Origin of the sequence: Roseibium sp., from assembly GCF_965229775.1 — a bacterium.
Taxonomy (GTDB): domain Bacteria; phylum Pseudomonadota; class Alphaproteobacteria; order Rhizobiales; family Stappiaceae; genus Roseibium.
In genome coordinates, this window is record NZ_OZ245929.1 from 3,674,740 (window position 1) to 3,691,090 (window position 16,351).

16 protein-coding genes are annotated in these 16,351 nt (G+C 60.0%); 7 read left to right on the top strand and 9 right to left on the bottom strand.

The features are described from left to right. The first annotated feature begins 11 nt into the window (after positions 1 to 11). The 5 genes from ACO07N_RS16595 (at position 12) to ACO07N_RS16615 (ending at position 6,056) form a co-directional block, all read left to right on the top strand. Positions 12 to 962 carry an MBL fold metallo-hydrolase gene (locus ACO07N_RS16595; RefSeq protein WP_421982078.1) on the top strand — a complete coding sequence of 317 codons (951 nt, stop codon included), beginning with the start codon at positions 12 to 14 and terminating at the stop codon, positions 960 to 962. 3 nt (positions 963 to 965) lie between these two features. Continuing rightward, positions 966 to 1,490 carry a DinB family protein gene (locus ACO07N_RS16600; protein WP_421982079.1) on the top strand — a complete coding sequence of 175 codons (525 nt, stop codon included), beginning with the start codon at positions 966 to 968 and terminating at the stop codon, positions 1,488 to 1,490. Positions 1,491 to 1,513: 23 nt separating this feature from the next. Then, positions 1,514 to 3,127 (top strand): FAD-dependent oxidoreductase, encoded by a 1,614-nt coding sequence (locus tag ACO07N_RS16605; RefSeq protein ID WP_421982080.1) that lies wholly within the window; start codon positions 1,514 to 1,516, stop codon positions 3,125 to 3,127. Further along, positions 3,124 to 3,315, top strand: a complete 192-nt coding sequence (locus ACO07N_RS16610; RefSeq protein ID WP_421982081.1) for a DUF2783 domain-containing protein — start codon at positions 3,124 to 3,126, stop codon at positions 3,313 to 3,315. Before ACO07N_RS16605 ends, ACO07N_RS16610 begins: the two co-directional genes overlap by 4 nt. A 296-nt stretch (positions 3,316 to 3,611) precedes the next feature. Continuing rightward, positions 3,612 to 6,056 (top strand): methyl-accepting chemotaxis protein, encoded by a 2,445-nt coding sequence (locus ACO07N_RS16615; protein WP_421982082.1) that lies wholly within the window; start codon positions 3,612 to 3,614, stop codon positions 6,054 to 6,056. A gap of 50 nt (positions 6,057 to 6,106) precedes the next feature. Here ACO07N_RS16615 and hpaH read toward each other — a convergent pair whose 3' ends face one another. The 6 genes from hpaH to ACO07N_RS16645 form a co-directional block, all read right to left on the bottom strand. Continuing rightward, the gene (gene hpaH, locus ACO07N_RS16620) at positions 6,107 to 6,907 is read right to left on the bottom strand and encodes a 2-oxo-hept-4-ene-1,7-dioate hydratase (RefSeq protein ID WP_421982083.1); all 801 of its coding nucleotides are present in this window, start codon (positions 6,905 to 6,907) and stop codon (positions 6,107 to 6,109) included. Beyond that, the gene (locus tag ACO07N_RS16625; protein WP_421982084.1) at positions 6,904 to 7,755 is read right to left on the bottom strand and encodes a fumarylacetoacetate hydrolase family protein; all 852 of its coding nucleotides are present in this window, start codon (positions 7,753 to 7,755) and stop codon (positions 6,904 to 6,906) included. Before ACO07N_RS16625 ends, hpaH begins: the two co-directional genes overlap by 4 nt. After that, positions 7,752 to 9,149 carry a pyridoxal phosphate-dependent decarboxylase family protein gene (locus ACO07N_RS16630; protein WP_421982085.1) on the bottom strand — a complete coding sequence of 466 codons (1,398 nt, stop codon included), beginning with the start codon at positions 9,147 to 9,149 and terminating at the stop codon, positions 7,752 to 7,754. The genes ACO07N_RS16625 and ACO07N_RS16630 overlap by 4 nt, the downstream gene beginning before the upstream one ends. Before the next feature lie 50 nt (positions 9,150 to 9,199). Beyond that, entirely contained in the window at positions 9,200 to 10,180 is a 981-nt protein-coding gene (gene hpaD, locus ACO07N_RS16635; RefSeq protein ID WP_421982086.1) for a 3,4-dihydroxyphenylacetate 2,3-dioxygenase, read from the bottom strand. 63 nt (positions 10,181 to 10,243) lie between these two features. Then, positions 10,244 to 11,755 (bottom strand): 5-carboxymethyl-2-hydroxymuconate semialdehyde dehydrogenase, encoded by a 1,512-nt coding sequence (hpaE, locus tag ACO07N_RS16640; RefSeq protein WP_421982087.1) that lies wholly within the window; start codon positions 11,753 to 11,755, stop codon positions 10,244 to 10,246. 3 nt (positions 11,756 to 11,758) lie between these two features. Continuing rightward, positions 11,759 to 12,145 carry a 5-carboxymethyl-2-hydroxymuconate isomerase gene (locus tag ACO07N_RS16645; RefSeq protein WP_421982088.1) on the bottom strand — a complete coding sequence of 129 codons (387 nt, stop codon included), beginning with the start codon at positions 12,143 to 12,145 and terminating at the stop codon, positions 11,759 to 11,761. A gap of 102 nt (positions 12,146 to 12,247) precedes the next feature. On the opposite strand from ACO07N_RS16645, the gene hpaR reads away from it, so the two are divergent. After that, positions 12,248 to 12,700 carry a homoprotocatechuate degradation operon regulator HpaR gene (gene hpaR, locus ACO07N_RS16650; RefSeq protein WP_421982089.1) on the top strand — a complete coding sequence of 151 codons (453 nt, stop codon included), beginning with the start codon at positions 12,248 to 12,250 and terminating at the stop codon, positions 12,698 to 12,700. Positions 12,701 to 12,832: 132 nt separating this feature from the next. Beyond that, the gene (locus tag ACO07N_RS16655) at positions 12,833 to 13,003 is read left to right on the top strand and encodes a hypothetical protein (protein ID WP_421982090.1); all 171 of its coding nucleotides are present in this window, start codon (positions 12,833 to 12,835) and stop codon (positions 13,001 to 13,003) included. A gap of 433 nt (positions 13,004 to 13,436) precedes the next feature. Here the strand turns inward: ACO07N_RS16655 and ACO07N_RS16660 are convergent, their stop codons facing one another. The 3 genes from ACO07N_RS16660 to ACO07N_RS16670 are packed head-to-tail and all read right to left on the bottom strand — an operon-like array spanning position 13,437 to position 16,311. Continuing rightward, the gene (locus ACO07N_RS16660) at positions 13,437 to 14,792 is read right to left on the bottom strand and encodes an aspartate aminotransferase family protein (protein ID WP_421982091.1); all 1,356 of its coding nucleotides are present in this window, start codon (positions 14,790 to 14,792) and stop codon (positions 13,437 to 13,439) included. A gap of 12 nt (positions 14,793 to 14,804) precedes the next feature. Further along, positions 14,805 to 15,467 (bottom strand): HAD-IA family hydrolase, encoded by a 663-nt coding sequence (locus ACO07N_RS16665; protein WP_421982092.1) that lies wholly within the window; start codon positions 15,465 to 15,467, stop codon positions 14,805 to 14,807. Next, positions 15,457 to 16,311, bottom strand: coding sequence for an IclR family transcriptional regulator (locus tag ACO07N_RS16670; protein WP_421982093.1), 855 nt, complete (start codon positions 16,309 to 16,311; stop codon positions 15,457 to 15,459). The genes ACO07N_RS16665 and ACO07N_RS16670 overlap by 11 nt, the downstream gene beginning before the upstream one ends. Between the last annotated feature and the right edge of the window lie 40 nt (positions 16,312 to 16,351).

Below are 16,351 nucleotides of genomic sequence, written 5' to 3' on the forward strand. Positions count from 1 at the left end.
CGGGAGGTCACATGAGCAAGCAATTCGCATCCGCCGGAGACATGGCGGAAAAGGAAATCTCCTTTACCGAAATCGGCCGGGATCTCTGGGCCTTCACTGCCGAGGGCGATCCGAATTCCGGCGTCATCATCGGCGATGACAGCGTCATGATCATTGAGGCGCAGGCGACACCGCGCCTGGCCGAGAAGGTCATCGAGAAGGTGCGTTCCGTCACCGACAAGCCGATCACGCATCTCGTTTTGACCCACTATCACGCGGTGCGCGTCCTGGGAGCGTCCGCCTATGGCGCCCAGACCATCATCATGAGCGAGAAGGCCCGCTCCATGGTCGCAGAGCGCGGCAAGGAAGACTGGGCGAGCGAGTTCGAACGCTTTCCGCGTCTCTTCCAGGGCCACGAAAGCATTCCGGGCCTGACATGGCCGACCACGACCTTCAATGATCGCATGACGGTCTATCTTGGCAAGCGCCGTGTCGACCTGATGTTCCTCGGCCGTGCGCACACGGCGGGCGACATCGTCGCCTATGTGCCGGACGCCAATGTCATGTTCACCGGCGATATCGTGGAGTATCACTCGGCCTGTTATTGCGGCGACGGTCACTTCGGCGACTGGCCGGGAACGTTGGAACAGATCCGCAAGTTCGATCTCGACGCCATCGCGCCGGGCAGAGGCGATGCCCTCGTCGGATCCGACATGGTCAACGCGGCTCTGGATTCCACGGCGGATTTCGTCCGCTCGACCTATGAGCCGGTAGCAAAGGTTGCCAAGCGCGGCGGATCACTGAAGGAAGCCTGGGATGCCTGCCGTGCCACCTGCGATGCCAAGTTCAAGGACTATGCCATCTACGAGCACTGCCTGCCGTTCAATGTCGCCCGCGCCTATGACGAAGCGCAGGACATCGACACGCCGCGGATCTGGACGGCGGAGCGCGATGCAAAGATGTGGGCGGATCTGCAGGGCTGAGCCGTGACCGCGTTTCCCGAACATCTCAGGCTGATGGCCCGCAACAATGCCTATGCCAATGAACGGCTCCATGACGCCTGTTGCAGCCTTTCGCAAGTCGAATTCGAGGCGGAGAGGACGAATTTCTTTCCGTCCATTCGCGAGACCCTCAACCACATCTGGGAGGTCGATCGCTACTATCTCGATGCGCTTTGCGAAGAAGGCTGGGGACTGACGGTCTATGAGACACCTCATCTGGAAACGGCGGACGCGCTCAAGGCGGCGCAGGCGCTCGAAGACCGGAAGCTCATCCGGTTCTGCGACGCTCTAACGGAAGTGGATCTGAAAAGAACGGTTCAGCATGAAAGAGGCGCAAACGGTGTGCATCACGAAACGATCGGCGCGACGCTTCTGCACCTCTTTCAGCACCAGGTCCATCATCGCGGCCAGGTGCACGCCATGCTGTCCGGGACCGGCGTGAAGGCGCCGCAGCTTGACGACTTCTTTCTTGAGTTTGGCCGCCATCCGGTGGCGGAAAAACACATGTGACGCGTGAACTGGGAGGTTCATCTGTGACCAAGCTTTTCGAAGTGCCGCTTTACCCTTACAGGCACAGTCCTGATCAGGATGCGCCGGCGCCCGTTCGCCATCCGGTCGTCATCATCGGTGCCGGGCCTGTCGGCCTGGCCATGGCGATTGATCTTGCGCAGGCGGATGTGCCGGTGCTTGTCCTCGACGACAACGACAAGGTGAGCGTCGGCTCGCGGGCGATCTGTTTCGCCAAACGGTCACTCGAGATATTCGACCGGCTCGGTTGCGGCGATGAAATGGTCGAAAAAGGGGTCGTCTGGAACCTTGGCAAGGTCTATTTCGGCGACCGTCAGGTTTATAATTTCGATCTGCTGCCCGAAGCCGGTCACAGGCGGCCGGCCTTCATCAATCTGCAGCAATATTACTGCGAGCTCTATCTCGTCGAACGCATCAGGGCGCTGCAGGCCGAAGGCAAGCCGGTCGAGATCCGGGGCGGCAACCGCGTCGAGAACCTGCACCAATATGACGACCACACGCTCGTCACGGTCGAGACGGCCGAGGGCGCCTACAATCTGGAAGCCGACTGGCTGATTGCCTGCGATGGCGCGAATTCACCGGCGCGCCGGATGCTCGATCTCGACTTTGTCGGCCGGGTGTTCGAGGACAATTTCCTGATTGCCGATGTCGTCATGAAGGCGGACTTTCCGACCGAACGCTGGTTCTGGTTCGATCCGCCGTTCAACAAGGACCAGTCGGCGCTGCTGCACAAGCAGCCGGACGGCGTCTGGCGGATCGACCTGCAGCTCGGCTGGGACATCGACAAGGAAAAGGAAAAGAAGCCTGAAAACGTCATTCCCAGGCTGAAGCAGATGCTCGGCGAAGACGTGGAGTTCGACCTGGAGTGGGTGTCGATTTACACGTTCCAGTGCCGCCGCATGGAAGAGTTCCGGCATGGGCGGGTCATCTTCGCCGGTGACAGTGCGCACCAGGTTTCGCCGTTCGGCGCTCGCGGAGCCAATTCCGGTTTTCAGGACGTCGACAATCTCGGCTGGAAGCTCAAACTGGTTCTTGACGGCAAAGCGCCCGAAACGCTGCTCGACAGCTACACGTTCGAACGCGAGCACGGCGCGGACGAGAACATCCTGCAAAGCTCCCGCTCGACGGATTTTATCACGCCGAAATCCGAGATGAGCCGGATCTTCCGGGACGCCGTTCTGGATCTTTCCGAGCATTACGCATTTGCGCGCCCGCTGGTCAATTCCGGGCGGCTGTCGGTTCCGTGCGTCTACGACGGGTCCCCCCTGAACGGTCCCGACGCGGCCATGCTTCCAGAACGCACCCGGCCCGGAAGTCCCGCCGTGGACGCGCCCGTCGGTGACGGCTGGCTTCTGCAAAGGCTTGGCGGTTCATTCGCTTTGATGGGTATCGGTGTCGATGTTCCCGGACACCTGGAAACGGGCGGCATTGTCATCAAAGGCCATTCGATCCCGGAAGATTCTGTCAGCCCGGAACTGAAAGAACGCTATCTGGGCACATCCGGCAAGGCTGTCTACCTGATCCGTCCGGATCAGCATGTTGCCGCACGCTGGCTCAAGTATTCTGAAGAAGACGTCGCGGCTGCTCTGAGAACTTCAACGGGATGGCAAGGACAATGACACCTGACTTAACCGCACCGAAACTGGAAACCCCGGATGCGTTCTACGCCGATTTGCTCGCAGCGCACGAAAATCTCAGCAAGGCGGAGAGCGATGCTTACAACGCACGTCTCATTCTCCTGATGGCCAACCATATCGCGGACGCAAATGTTCTGAGGGCACTGCTCGACGCAGCGAAACGAAAGTAGCGCGCCGGCATCCGTGTTTACGCCTGCGCGACTCCGATTGCGGAAAACGAATCAGTTTGTCTTTGACATCAATATAACTTGAGGTAGCAAGTCTGATTATCTCAATCTCTTTACATTGTATTGTTATTTATTTTAGGGAGAAAGCTACGTGACAATTTTACTGACTATCCACTTGCAATAAAATGGAGTTTCGGGCTCGAATTAATTTACCCTTAGAGCCCTTTCACGAAATTCCTATTCTTCATCAATTGTTTATCCGGCCCGATGCTTACTCTGCGAAAGTGTTGGGGGATACAATGTCGAGCTTACTTGCACCACTCAAGAACGCGCGCTTCGCGACCAAGGTCGGTGGCGGATTTCTCACGATGATATTGGTGGCAGCGGCTGTCGGTGCCGTCGGGACGGTCGCGATCCTGGGTTTGCGTACCCAGTCGGATATCAGCGCGAAGGCAACCGCCTCCATGGCCGGGTTGCAGCAGGTGGCGCAGGCGCAGGAAGCGTATCTCTCCGGCGGGAGCGCGGAGTTGGCGGTTGCGGCCGACGGCCAGATCGAAAGTCTCACGGCATCCCTGCAGGTGCTGAACCAAGCATTCGGCAACAGCACGGCAGAGAACCCGACAACGCAGGCCATATCGCTGGTCGGTCGCCTTGGAACGGAATTCGAGGGGGTGGTTTCCGCAGTGGATAGCCGCCAGGTACAGGTCGACAAGCTGCTGCATTCCGCGCTTGGTCTCGAAACACTCGCCGTTGCGATCTCCGAACAGATGTCAAAAATCAAACGCGAGGCTGGAGCCGCGGCCAAAAAGGCGTCCGGGACGCGCAACCGCGCCGACAAAGTCGGACGCATGTTGTCTCACATAGAAGACACATCGACGGAGCTGAGCGCGTCGATCAAGAAGGCCGCACTCTTCGGCGACCTGCCGGAAAAAGACGCGCAGATGGCGCGCGAAGAAATTGCAACACTCGTCAAGACCGCCAAGAAGTCGGTCAAACTCAAGGTGGACGGTGTCGATCCCGCCAGCCTGAAGGAGCTGGCTGCGGCCACGGTCGCGATTGCTGAGCAATTGCCAGCTACGGAAGGGGCGGACGAAGCGGCAGGCGCGGTTCCGAAGGACATAGCCAAGAAGGTGGCAGCAGACCTCAAGACGCTGCACCTTCAGGCGTCGGAGCTCCGAAAAGTCGTTTACAATGCGGCAGACAACGCCAAGAAAACGGCCGCAACCGCTCAGTCGAAGCTCGGCATCGTCGACCTCGTCAACGAAAATGCCACAAAGTTCCTTGGCGCGTCGCTCGAAATCAGGTCCGCGACGATGGAGTTCTTTGCAGGATTTGAATCGATGAGTGCCGACGAGGTAACGACGCGGATCGGCATCATCAGGAACCTCGCCAATACTTTGAAGGGCGACAGTGCGGCGTTTCCTGAAATCGGGGAGACGGTTGCCAGGATCGATCAGGAGGTCGACGCGTTTGAAACCGAATTCGCAGGCATGGTCGCCGCGACGGATGCTTTTGAGGTTAAGCGGGAAGCGCTGATCGCGATTGCCGCCGACGTCCGCAATGTGATCACCGGATTGGCCGAGGCGCAGTCATCAAGCGCGTATGCAAGGGCGAACAGCGCACTCTGGTTCATTGCGATTGCCCTCGTGATCGCGGTCGTTGTCGGCGGACTGCTGGCCTATGTCGTCTCGCTCGTCATCACCAAGCCGACGCGCGCCTTGACCTCTGCCATGGCGCGGCTCGCGGACGGTGACACCGACGTGGTCATTCCTGCATCCGACCAACGCGATGAGATCGGCGACATGAGCCGGACCGTGAAAGTCTTCCAGGAAAATGCGAAGGATCGCGTCCGGCTGGAGCACGAGACCAGGGCGCATCAGCAGGAACAAAATGCACGGCAGTCTGAAATCGAGAACCTGATCGAAGGCTTCCGTCAGGAAGTGCAGGAGCTTCTCGGGGCCATGGACGAAACGGCCGCAGGCATGTCCGAAACGGCGGCCGCGCTTGGCGGGATTGCCGAGAGCAGCGCAGAGCAGGCAAGCGATACGTCCCGGATCAGTGACGATGCGTCCAACAGCGTTGAAAACGTCGCAAGCGCGGCAGAGGAACTGTCCGCCTCGATTGCCGAAATCGGCGATCAGGTCACCCGCTCTTCAGAGATCGTCACCAAGGCGACGGGAGCCGTGCACGAGACCAACGGCAAGGTACAGAACCTTGCCGAAGCTGCGACGAAGATCGGCGAAGTGGTCAGCCTCATTCAGGCGATCGCGGAACAGACAAACCTTCTCGCGCTCAACGCAACGATCGAAGCGGCGAGGGCCGGTGAAGCCGGCAAGGGCTTCGCGGTTGTGGCAGCCGAGGTCAAGGAACTGGCAACGCAGACATCAAGGGCAACCGAGGAAATCTCGTCGCAGATCCAGACCATTCAGGATTCCACGACGGATGCCGCGACCGCGATCGCTTCCATCTCCGACACCATGGAAGAGGTCAACGGCTACACGCAGGGCATCTCGTCGTCCGTTTCCCAGCAGGGAGCGGCAACCAACGAGATCTCGGGCAATGTTCAGCGCGCTGCCGAAAGCACGCTGGCCGTGAGAAACAACATTTCCCGTCTTTCCGATGCGGTCGAGGAGACCAGGCAGGTGTCCGGAAACGTGCTTGCCGCCTCCGGCGATCTTAGCAATCGCAGCAATGATCTGAAGAAGGGCATTGAAACCTTCCTGGAACGCGTCGCTTCCGCGTGACGCGGGCCTCCAACTCAACTCAAGGCGGCATCCGGGCCGCCTTTTTTTGTTCAGTCGAAGCTGATCTCCACGGATCCGAACGCACCGAAGTCGGCGTGGATCTCGGACCCGGGCGGGCACTCGACGGGTCTGACGAAGCTGCCGGAGAGGACCACGTGGCCGGGTTCGATTTTCTGCCCGTATCCGGCCATGCGCCGGGCAAGCCAGGCGACGCTTTCGGCCGGATCGTTCAATACCCCGGCACCGAGCCCGGTTTCCTCGATCTCACCGTTTCGGAACACCAGCGCCCCGACCCAGCGCAGATCAAACGCATCAGGGGCGTGGCGTTCTTTTCCGAGAACGATACCCGCGTTTGCGGCGTTGTCGCTGATCGTGTCATGGACGGTTCGCACCTTGCCGGTGTCAGGATCGGAACGCAGAATGCGTGTGTCCAGAATTTCGATAGCCGGGACCACATGGCCGGTCGCGGCAAGAACGCCGTCGCGCGTCACTTCTTCTCCGCCAAGCTCCGACCTCATGACAAACGCGATTTCGGCCTCGATGCGGGGCTGAATGAACCGCCCTTGCCGCACAGTCGCACCACTGTCGAATGCCATGTCGTCAAACAGGATGCCGCTGTCCGGGATATCGATTTTCAAGGCGGACTGCATCGCTTTTGAAGTCAGGCCGATTTTCCAGCCGATGACATGCCGCCCCTCGGCAAGTTTCTGCGCATGGATGGCAGTCTGGATTGCATAGGCATCATCCATACTGATGTCAGGATGGCGAAGGGAGAGGAGGCCGATCTGCCGTCCCGTTCTTTCCGCTTCGAGGAGATCAGCCGCTGCACGGGAGTGGTCTTCAGGTGTCATTGCTCGTCCTCGACACCGTTGCGCAATGTACCGATCCCCTCGACCTCGATTTCAACGACGTCTCCCGGCTTCAGATAGCGGGGCGGATCAAAGCGCGCGCCGGCACCCGTTGGCGTGCCCGTGACAATGATGTCTCCGGGCTGCAGGGTCATGAAGGTCGAGATGTAGGCGATCTCCTCGCGGATCGGGAACATCATGCGCTTCAGGTAGTCGTCCTGACGCACCTCGCCGTTGACCCGGGTCACGATCCGGGCTTCGTCGAGTTGGGCCGCGTCCGAGAAGGGGACCAGCCAGGGCCCCATCGCGCCGGACCTGTCCCAGTTCTTGCCCTGGGTTACATTGAACTTTGCGTGCCGCACCCAGTCGCGGATGGTCCCCTCGTTGCACAGCGTGAGGGCGGCAATGTGATCGTAGGCGTCCTCGGGCCGGATGCGCCGTCCTTTCTTTCCGATCACGATCGCGACTTCGCCTTCGTAGTCGAGCGTGTGGTTTTCCGGCGGCCTGATCAGGGGGCGCTCATGCCCGGTGAACCCACTCGCGAAACGCGGAAACAGGGACATGTATTTCGGCTGTGCGCTGCCATCCTTGTATTCGGCATTCCGGTCGGGAAAATTCACGCCGACGCAAAGGATGCGCGGAGCGTTCGGCAGGACCATTTCGTAGGTGTAGTCGGTATGGGTAACGGCGTGCGCGTTCGCTGCCTCGGCAAGAGCTGCAAGACCGCCGCCGGCAACGGCGTCATGGAGCGTCGGCCACTGCGGGAAATGCGGCGAGAGGGCGATCATTCCCTCCGGAACGATAGCCCCGTAGTAGGTATTGCCGTCTGCCGAGTAGGTTGCAAACTTCACGCTATTTTCCTCCAGACATCTTCAATGACGTCTCCGGCCATCATGACATCCTCCCGCGTTGTATCGAATTGACCGACCTGGAACCGGATCACCTTGCGGCCTTCAAAGGCTCCCTGGGTGATATAAATGCGGCCGTCATCATTGAGGGCGTCGACGAGGCGCTGCTGGTCATCGTCATCGCCGGGACACCGGAACGAGAACAGACTCAGGATCGGCTCCGTCACGATCTCGAACCCTTCCATGCCCCGAAGATGCTCACAGAGTTCGCCCGACCATCTGACGTGATTACGGATTCGTGCGCGCAGCCCTTCGAGCCCATAAGAGCGGATCAGGAACCAGATCTTTAGAGCCCGGAACCTGCGGCCGAGGGGGATCGTCCACTCCGAATAGTTGGTAACCGCATCGCCCGACGTCTTGAGATATTCGGGCTCGATTTTCAGCGTGTTGAGCTGCGGCTGAGGGTCGGCAAGGAACTGTATGGAACAGTCGAACTGGGCGCCGAGCCATTTGTGCGGATTGAAGACGATGCTGTCGTATCCCTCCACGCCTTGCCAGAAGTCTTCGCGCAGCTCCGAGCAGATCATGGCCGCCCCGGCCCAGGCCGCATCCAGATGCGTGTAGAGATCGCATTCGCGCGCAACGTCCAGAACGGGACCGAGCATGTCCGACGCACCGATGCCGGTGCCGCCGGTAATCGCAATGATGCCCGCCGGCTTATGGCCTGCCTCGAGATCGTCGGCGATGGCCGCGCGCAACGCATCCACGTCAAGCGCATAGCGCGGGTCGGACACCGGCAGCTTGACCAGGTTTTCCTGGCCGATGCCGGCAACCCAGCAGGCGCGGTCGATCGAGCTGTGCACCTGATCGGAACAGTAGATGCGCAGGTTCCCCTTTGCCGACAGACCGTCCCTGTTGCCGGTATAGCCCGTCGCGCGTTCCCGCATCGTCAGAACCGCTGACAGAGTTGCGGAGGACGCGCTGTCCTGGATCACACCCGTGTAGCCGTCCGGCAATCCGAGGGCCTGACGCAGCCAGTCGACCATGACGCCTTCCATTTCCGTTGCCGCAGGCGAGGTCTGCCAGAGCATGCACTGGGCGGCGATCGTCGTGACCAGCATCTCGGCAAGCATGGAGGGAGGGGCGGCATTCGCGGCGAAATAGGCAAAGAAGCGTGGATGCTGCCAGTGGGTGATCCCCGGCATGACGATGCGCTCGAAATCGGACAGGACGTCTTCCATGGCCTCGGGCGTCTCGGGTGGCATTGAGGGCAGTTGCGCCGCTATGTCACCCGGGGAGGTCTGCGCGCGCACGGGCCGGTCCGGCAGGGTCTTGTGATAATCCGCCGCCCAGTCCGAGATATGTTTGCCCCAGTGAGCGAACGCGTCCCAGTCCATGTATTCCTCCTCAGCGACCAGTGAAACGATCGGGCGATTATGAGCCTAAATCAGGGCGCGACAATCGGTTGGGCGGCGAGACTGGGGGCCTGGATCTCCGTGCCTTCAAAAACGGAACCTTCCTCGAACCAGCTTTTCGGTGCCGGTGCGCCCCAGAGCGTCTGGCGCTGCGGGTCCTTCAGGTCCCATTTGATCGGTTCCAGATCCGGGTCGACGGTCTGATAGTCGGAACAGTAGATTTCGATCCTGTGGCCGTCCGGGTCCCGGATGTAGAGAAAGAACGCGTTGGATATGCCGTGCCGTCCCGGGCCGCGCTCGATGTTGTCCACCCAGCCGGTCGTCGACATGAGATCCAGGAGATCGATGATGTTCAGCGGTGTCGGAACCCAGAACGCGGTGTGATGCAGGCGCGGCCCCTTGCCATTGGTGAAGGCGAGGTCGTGAACGCCGCCCTTGCGATGTGTCCACGCCGCCCAGAGCCGGCCGGTTTCCTCGTCTTCCGTGTACTCGGTGACGCGAAAGCCGAGCTCGTTGTAGAAGGTGACCGACTCGTCGACATTCGGCGAGAAGCAGTTGAAGTGATCGATACGCAGCGGTTTCACGCCGCGATAAAGCGCATATTGCTGATGGATCGGGGCCAGGCGGTCCATCTTGGCGTAGAACTCCAGCGGAACACCGTGCGGATCGCGGGTTCTGAACGTCCGGGACTGAAACGGCCGTTCCACCCAGTCGACCGGCAGGCCTTTGCCTTGAAAGAAATGCGCCGCCTTGTCGAGGCTGTCTTCATCATAGACCTTGAACCCCAGATCGCGGGCGCAGGCTTCGGATGACCTGCGCAGGACAATGCAGTGGTGGCCACGTTCTTCCATCGCGCGCAGATAGATGGCGTCGGCGCTTTCGTCCGTGACCTGCAATCCGAGCGTATCGACATAGAATGCCCGGCTTTTCGCGAGATCCGTGACCACCAGTTCCACGTGGCTCAGGCGCACGATGTTGAAGGGCGGGTAAAGGTTCGGTGCTGGGATCGGCATGTTCCTGTCCTGTCGGATGTCGGTTGGTGGTGCACAGCGTTTGTTGGTTTGGGCGGTGATGCCTCAAGCACCAAGACGCGGGATCTTGTGGTGTCCGGTGGCAAAGGCGACATTCTTCTGTTCCATGTAGAACTCGAACGACCAGTCTCCGCCATCCCGGCCGATGCCGCTTGCCTTGACGCCGCCGAACGGGGTCGGCAGGTGACGCACGTTTTCCGAATTCACCCAGATCATGCCCGCTTCCAGGGCGTCGGTGAAGCGAAGTGCGCGCGTCAGGTCGTTTGTCCAGACATAACCGGTCAGGCCGTATTGCACGTCGTTTGCAAGCTTCAGCGCGTCGTCCTCGTCCTTGAAACGGATGCTGGTCAGCACCGGCCCGAAAATCTCCTGCTGGGCGATGTCCATCGCGTTGTCCGCGCGGGTGAAAAGGGTCGGCCGGACGAAGTAGCCGGCGTCGCCGACCCGCGTTCCTCCGGCGGCGACGATTGCGCCGTTCTGCCGGGCCAGGTCGAAATAGCCGGTGACCTTGTCGAAATGGGTCTTGTGGATCAGCGGGCCGACTTCCGTTTGCGGATCAAGCGGATGACCGACCCTGATTGTATTGACCCGCTCGATCAGCCTGGCTTCGAACGCGTCGGCGATAGTCTCCTGCACGAGAAGCCGGGACGAAGACGTGCAGCGTTCGCCGTTGAGCGAATAGATCATGAAGATCACAGCATCGAGCGCACGCTCCAGATCGGCATCATCGAAAACAACGACGGGGTTCTTGCCGCCGAGTTCGAAGTGAACACGTTTCAGGGTGTCTGCGCCCTGCTTCATGATCATCGACCCGGTACGGCTTTCGCCGACAAAGGCGATGGCCTTGATATCAGGATGTTCGGTCAATGCCTTGCCGGCATCTTCGCCGAAGCCGTTGACGAGGTTCCAGACGCCTTTGGGCAACCCGGCCTCTTCCGCGATCTCCATCAGGATGCGCGCTGTCAGCGGCGAGAATTCCGCCGGCTTGTGAACCACCGTACATCCGGCGGCAAGCGCCGGCGCGATCTTCCAGGTGGACAGCATGAACGGCGTATTCCAGGGCGTGATGACCCCGACAGGGCCGATGGGGACACGTGTCGTGACGTTCATGAGAGTGGGCGAGGGCAGGGACTGCCCATCCCGTGCGCCTGGAGCCTTGTCGGCAAAGAACCGGAAGTTTTCCGCACCGCGCAGGGCGGCTTTCGACATGAAACGCAGGGCCTGGCCGGTGTCCCAGCACTCGCACAGAGCAATCTCCTCCGCCCGTTCGACGATCTTGTCGGCGATCCTGTGAAGGATCCTCCTGCGTTCGCCGGCCGCCATGTCCCGCCAGGCCGGAAAGGCAGCCTTTGCCGCCTTTGCAGCGGCGTCGATATCGGCAGCACCGCCCCTGGCAACGCTGCAGATCAGGCTCTCATCGACCGGAGAATGCGTTTCGAAGGTGTCACCGGAAAGTGCCGGGCAGGCCTTTCCGCCAATCTGGTTGAGGATCCCTGTCTCCTGGAAACGGGCAAGATATCCGTTCAGCTTGTCGATGTTCTCATTAAGGCCAGACATGGTTCAGGCGGTCCCCAAATGTGCGCGGATGCTGCCCGTCTTGGGCGACAGGTCCGGGTCGATGTCACGCATTTCCAGGGAAAGCGCGAGCGAACTTGTTTCAAGAACGGGTTTCAGAAAGACTTGTGCGGCGTCGAACAACCGGTTCGCCGCATCCTTTTTGACGTCGTCAGGTCTTCCGGCGCGCAGACGCACGGAAATGTCGACAAAGGCATGTTTCGGGTCGCCGTCCGCAATGCTGAAATGATTGGCCCTCAAGGCACGAACGCGAACGCCCGGTGTCGGGAAAGCCTCGATACTGGCCGCTTCAGACCGCAGGACGTCGCACAAGGCCTGAATATCCGTACGCTGTTCCAGATTGGCGGAATACTCGATTGATATGTGCGGCATCGAAGTTCCTTAACAAGATAATATTTGCTATGTTAAATATATGCAGTCGAAAATGTCAAACTTTTTGTGTCTATTTCGGCCAGGAATCGTTATGAGCCGGACATGACCGACGACATGGACAAGAAGGGTGGCCGCGCGCTGCCGTCGACGAAACGCTCCGTCCCGATTGCGCTTATCCGTGCGCGCGAGAAGGTCATGGGTCCGATTCGAGAGATGCTGTCCGACTGCGGTATCACCGAACAGCAATGGCGGATATTGCGCGTCCTGGAGGAATTCGGCCCGCAGGATGCCTCCTCGCTGGCAGAGCGTGCCTGCCTGCTGCTTCCGAGCCAGACACGGATCGTGCAGACGCTTCTCGAAAAAGGTCTCGTCACCCGTCAGGCGGACGAAAAGGACCGGCGCAAACAGACCGTCGCCATTACCGAGGCCGGACGGCAGATCATCCTCGACAAGCTGGACGAGGCGCAGGCCATTGCCGCGCGGATCGAGGAGGTTATAGGCAGGAAACGCCTGTCCGAGCTTCTGGACATTCTGGAAGACTTCCAGAAGCTATGAGAGCAGCTTGCTGGCACGCGAGTGTCTCCGAAAGGCCGGCAAAAGCACCGGAAACTGCTTGAGTTCTAAGGAAAAAATGCAATCGGAGATGTTCCTATCCGAGCTGTGTCTCAGTGAGGAAACGTCTTCCAAATGAACATTCTTGCTTTTACGAAAAAGGTCCTGATGTGCTTGTCAGGTCTGATTGCCCTGGCTTTTTCCCTTCCAATCGTCATTGCATCAATTCTGACGCCCATCTGGGGGCGTGTTCCATTTGTATTCCTGGAGATGTTTTACGCCAATCTTTTGGATTGGCTGTTCTGAAGGGCAGACGAATTGAGCAAATTGTTTGGCTCCCTGTCCCTCGACGTCGCTCTGATCTATTCGAACGAAACGTGAGTGCGATGGCTTTCTGAGATACGATATCTGCTGCCTGGCGCAGCGCGAAATGGGGCCTGTCAGGCGGTTTCAAGTCAAATGGATTGTCATTCCGGCTGAAGCGCAGCGGAAGGCCGGAACCCAGTAAGCGCTTGTTTTGCCGTTTTGCTAAACTGCCTGCCGCACGGAGTACTGGGTCCCGGTCTTGCCGCTTTTGCGGCAAACCGGGACGACAAATCCGGAAAACAATTCGGGTTTCCAACTTGGGGAAGAACGGATTTGTACAGCTTTCTCAGGCACATAAGTTCAACAGCACTTTCCAGGCCAGTCAGCCCTAATGAAGGCTGGCTGGCCATCGGCGTGTCCCGCGTAATCAGGATCAGCCCGCCGCCGCCAGTCCCCTGTCGAGTGCCGTCAGGATCGTCTCCACGTGCGCTTCGCTCAGAACGAGGGGAGGCGACAGGATGATGTTGTTGCCCGAAACGCGGATCATGGCGCCGTTGTCATAGGCGGTGCGGTGCACCTTGCCGATGGTGGCCTTGTCGATAGGGGCCTTGCTCGCCCGGTCGGATACAAGTTCAAGCGCGCACATCAGTCCGTGCCCGCCGCGGACGTCGCCGACCAGCTCGTGTTTCATGAACAGCTTTCGGAGGCCTTCAAAGAGCTGCCTGCCACGCACCGCGGCATTGTCCTTGACGTTGAGCCGCTCGGTCTCCTTCAGGCAGGCAATCGCTGCCGCCGCACCGACCGGGTGTCCGGAATAGGTGTAACCGGAGCCGATCGCGCCCTTGCCGGAGGCATCGTTTTCGAACGCCTCGGCCACGCCGTCTGAAACCATCACGGCCCCGAATGGGAAATAGCCGTTGGTGATGGCCTTGGCGCAGCACAGAAGATCCGGCTGCACACCCCAATGCCGGGCGCCCGTCCAGCTTCCCGTGCGGCCGAAGGCGGTGATGACCTCGTCGGAAATCAGCAGAATCCCGTGTTTCGAACAGATCTCGTGGACGCCGGGCATGAAGCTTTCGTGCGGCGGAATGACCCCGCCGGCCCCCAGCACGGGTTCCATGATGAAGGCGGCAATTGTGCCCGGATCCTGGAACCTGATTTCGTCTTCAAGGGCGGCAAGGCAAAGCTGGGCGAGCTTTTCCGGGTCCGTCTCGTTGAAGGGATTGCGGTACGTGTAGGGCGAGGGGATATGATAACAGCCCGGCATCAGTGGCTCGTAGGCCGTGCGGAAATTGGCGTTTCCATTGACCGAGGCACCCATCGTATGGGTGCCGTGATAGCCTTTCTTGAGGCTGAGAAACTTGACACGGCCGGCCTCGCCGCGAAGTTTGTGATACTGGCGCGCCAGCCTTAGCGAGACCTCGACACTGTCCGACCCGCCCGATGTGAAGAAAGCCCGGCTCAGGCCGTCGGGTTCGAAGAAATCCTTCAGCATCATGCTCAGTTCGATCACCGCGTCATTGGTGGTGCCGCGGAAGATCGAGTAGTAGGGCAGCTTGTCCAGTTGCTCGGAGATCGCCTGTTTTACCGGCTCGCAGGAATAGCCGAGATTGACGTTCCAGAGCCCGCCGACCGCATCGACGACCTTCTTGCCGTCCACATCCACGATCTCAACGCCGTCGCCGCCGACAATGATATCGGGCGGGTTCGCAAGGCTGTCAGCCGGATGCGCCATCGGATGCCACAGGTGGCGGGCATTGTTTTCCTTCAGGAAGTTGGCTTCCTTCATTGCGGAACTCCTTTAACTGGATGGCAGGGCGAGCAGGCGCAGGGCGGCTGCGAAAGAGGCGGCAGGGTCGAGCACGTCGAAATGCACGGTCTGCATGCCGGCGGCAACGGCCCCTGTGATGTTGCGGCGCTGATCGTCGACGAAGACACAGGCCTGCGCGGGAAGGTCCAGTTCCTCGATGCAGAGCGCGTAAGCGCGCGGGTCGGGCTTCAGGATCTGGGTGTAGGTGGCATCGACGATCACGTCGAAGTCTCTCAGAAAGGGCAGTTTCTCCCGGAATTCAGCACCGTAGAAGAGGTCCAGTTCATTGGACAGGATTGCGAGTTTCTTGCCTGCTTGTCGGGCGCGGTCGATGGCTTCCAGGGCTTGCGGGCGCATCACGGTCTCCGGGTCTGCGCCGCGGGCCGCCTTGACGAAATCCGACATTTCCGTGAAAGGCCGTCCGGTCAGCTTTGCAACGTCTTCGGTCCGCTTGCGCCAGTAGTCACGCTCGGAAATCTCGTCGGCCTGCATCGACCGCCAAAGCGGATCACTTCCGGGATCGAAAGGGCCTTTCCAGGTGAGCGTGCCGGCCGGCAGGCCGAGCACCTTTTCGGTCAGATCATGGGTCTCGAACAGCGTCCGCGTAACCACGCCGCCGAAATCCAGAACAAGGGCTTCGGCTTCAGGCGGCATCGGCCCAAATCCTCTTCAGATGCGCAGGGACGACGCCGCCGAGCCTGTCGGTGACCTCGGCTGCGCTTGCCGGCAATGCGTCCCTGATCCTGCGCTTCATGTCGTCCGTCATCCGGATGGTCGGAACGGCGACCGCGATTGTCCCGATAGCCTCCGGCTGATCCGCGAACAACGGTGCGGCAAACGAGGAAACGTCCGTCTCGAAGCCTTGGTCGACAAAAGCGATGCCCTGAACCCGAACGTCATCGACAATTTTCTTCAGGCGGACAGGATCAGTGATCGTGTGTGCGGTTGACGGCCGAAGGTCGCCCTTCAGGACGTCAGGCAGCAGCTCTTCCGGGCCGAACGCAAGCATGGCATGGCCGGATGCGGTTGCGTGGAGCGGCAGCAGTTCCGCCTCGTCGAAATAGACGCGGGTGCCGTGGATCAGGGCATCATGGTGGATGAGCGGCGAGAGATGCAGTCCGTCCCGCAGCGACACGTGCACCAGTTCGCCGAGGTCTGACGACAACTTCTCCACGATCGGGGCGACGATGGTTCGTGCGGGAAAAAGACGCTCACGCACGGCAGCGAGCCGCAGGATCGCCGGACCAAGCCGGTATCCGCGCGTGACCGGGTTCTGCTCCAGGAAACCGTTTGCAGCCAGTTCGTTCAGATGCCGGTGGACAGTTGCCTTGTCCTGTCCGCTCAGCGTCCTGAATTCCGTCAGTCCGATCTCTGCCCGGCCCGGGCAGAAATGGTTCAGCAGGTTGAGTGCTTTGGTGATGGTGCCCATCGAATTTCCGGTCTGTTTCCTGTCCTGATCGGCATGCTCTGCGACGGCGCCGATGAAGCGGTGATGCATTTATCTTGACAGATAGTTACAAATGAAACAATAATTATTT

Bases quoted from the DNA above. Each gene is read 5' to 3' on its own strand.
- ACO07N_RS16595 (WP_421982078.1), top strand. From the start codon at position 12: ATGAGCAAGCAATTCGCATCCGCCGGAGACATGGCGGAAAAGGAAATC.
- ACO07N_RS16610 (WP_421982081.1), top strand. From the start codon at position 3,124: ATGACACCTGACTTAACCGCACCGAAACTGGAAACCCCGGATGCGTTC.
- ACO07N_RS16615 (WP_421982082.1), top strand. From the start codon at position 3,612: ATGTCGAGCTTACTTGCACCACTCAAGAACGCGCGCTTCGCGACCAAG.
- hpaH (WP_421982083.1), bottom strand. From the start codon at position 6,907: ATGACACCTGAAGACCACTCCCGTGCAGCGGCTGATCTCCTCGAAGCG.
- ACO07N_RS16630 (WP_421982085.1), bottom strand. From the start codon at position 9,149: ATGGACTGGGACGCGTTCGCTCACTGGGGCAAACATATCTCGGACTGG.
- hpaD (WP_421982086.1), bottom strand. From the start codon at position 10,180: ATGCCGATCCCAGCACCGAACCTTTACCCGCCCTTCAACATCGTGCGC.
- hpaE (WP_421982087.1), bottom strand. From the start codon at position 11,755: ATGTCTGGCCTTAATGAGAACATCGACAAGCTGAACGGATATCTTGCC.
- ACO07N_RS16645 (WP_421982088.1), bottom strand. From the start codon at position 12,145: ATGCCGCACATATCAATCGAGTATTCCGCCAATCTGGAACAGCGTACG.
- hpaR (WP_421982089.1), top strand. From the start codon at position 12,248: ATGACCGACGACATGGACAAGAAGGGTGGCCGCGCGCTGCCGTCGACG.
- ACO07N_RS16655 (WP_421982090.1), top strand. From the start codon at position 12,833: ATGAACATTCTTGCTTTTACGAAAAAGGTCCTGATGTGCTTGTCAGGT.
- ACO07N_RS16660 (WP_421982091.1), bottom strand. From the start codon at position 14,792: ATGAAGGAAGCCAACTTCCTGAAGGAAAACAATGCCCGCCACCTGTGG.
- ACO07N_RS16665 (WP_421982092.1), bottom strand. From the start codon at position 15,467: ATGCCGCCTGAAGCCGAAGCCCTTGTTCTGGATTTCGGCGGCGTGGTT.
- ACO07N_RS16670 (WP_421982093.1), bottom strand. From the start codon at position 16,311: ATGCATCACCGCTTCATCGGCGCCGTCGCAGAGCATGCCGATCAGGAC.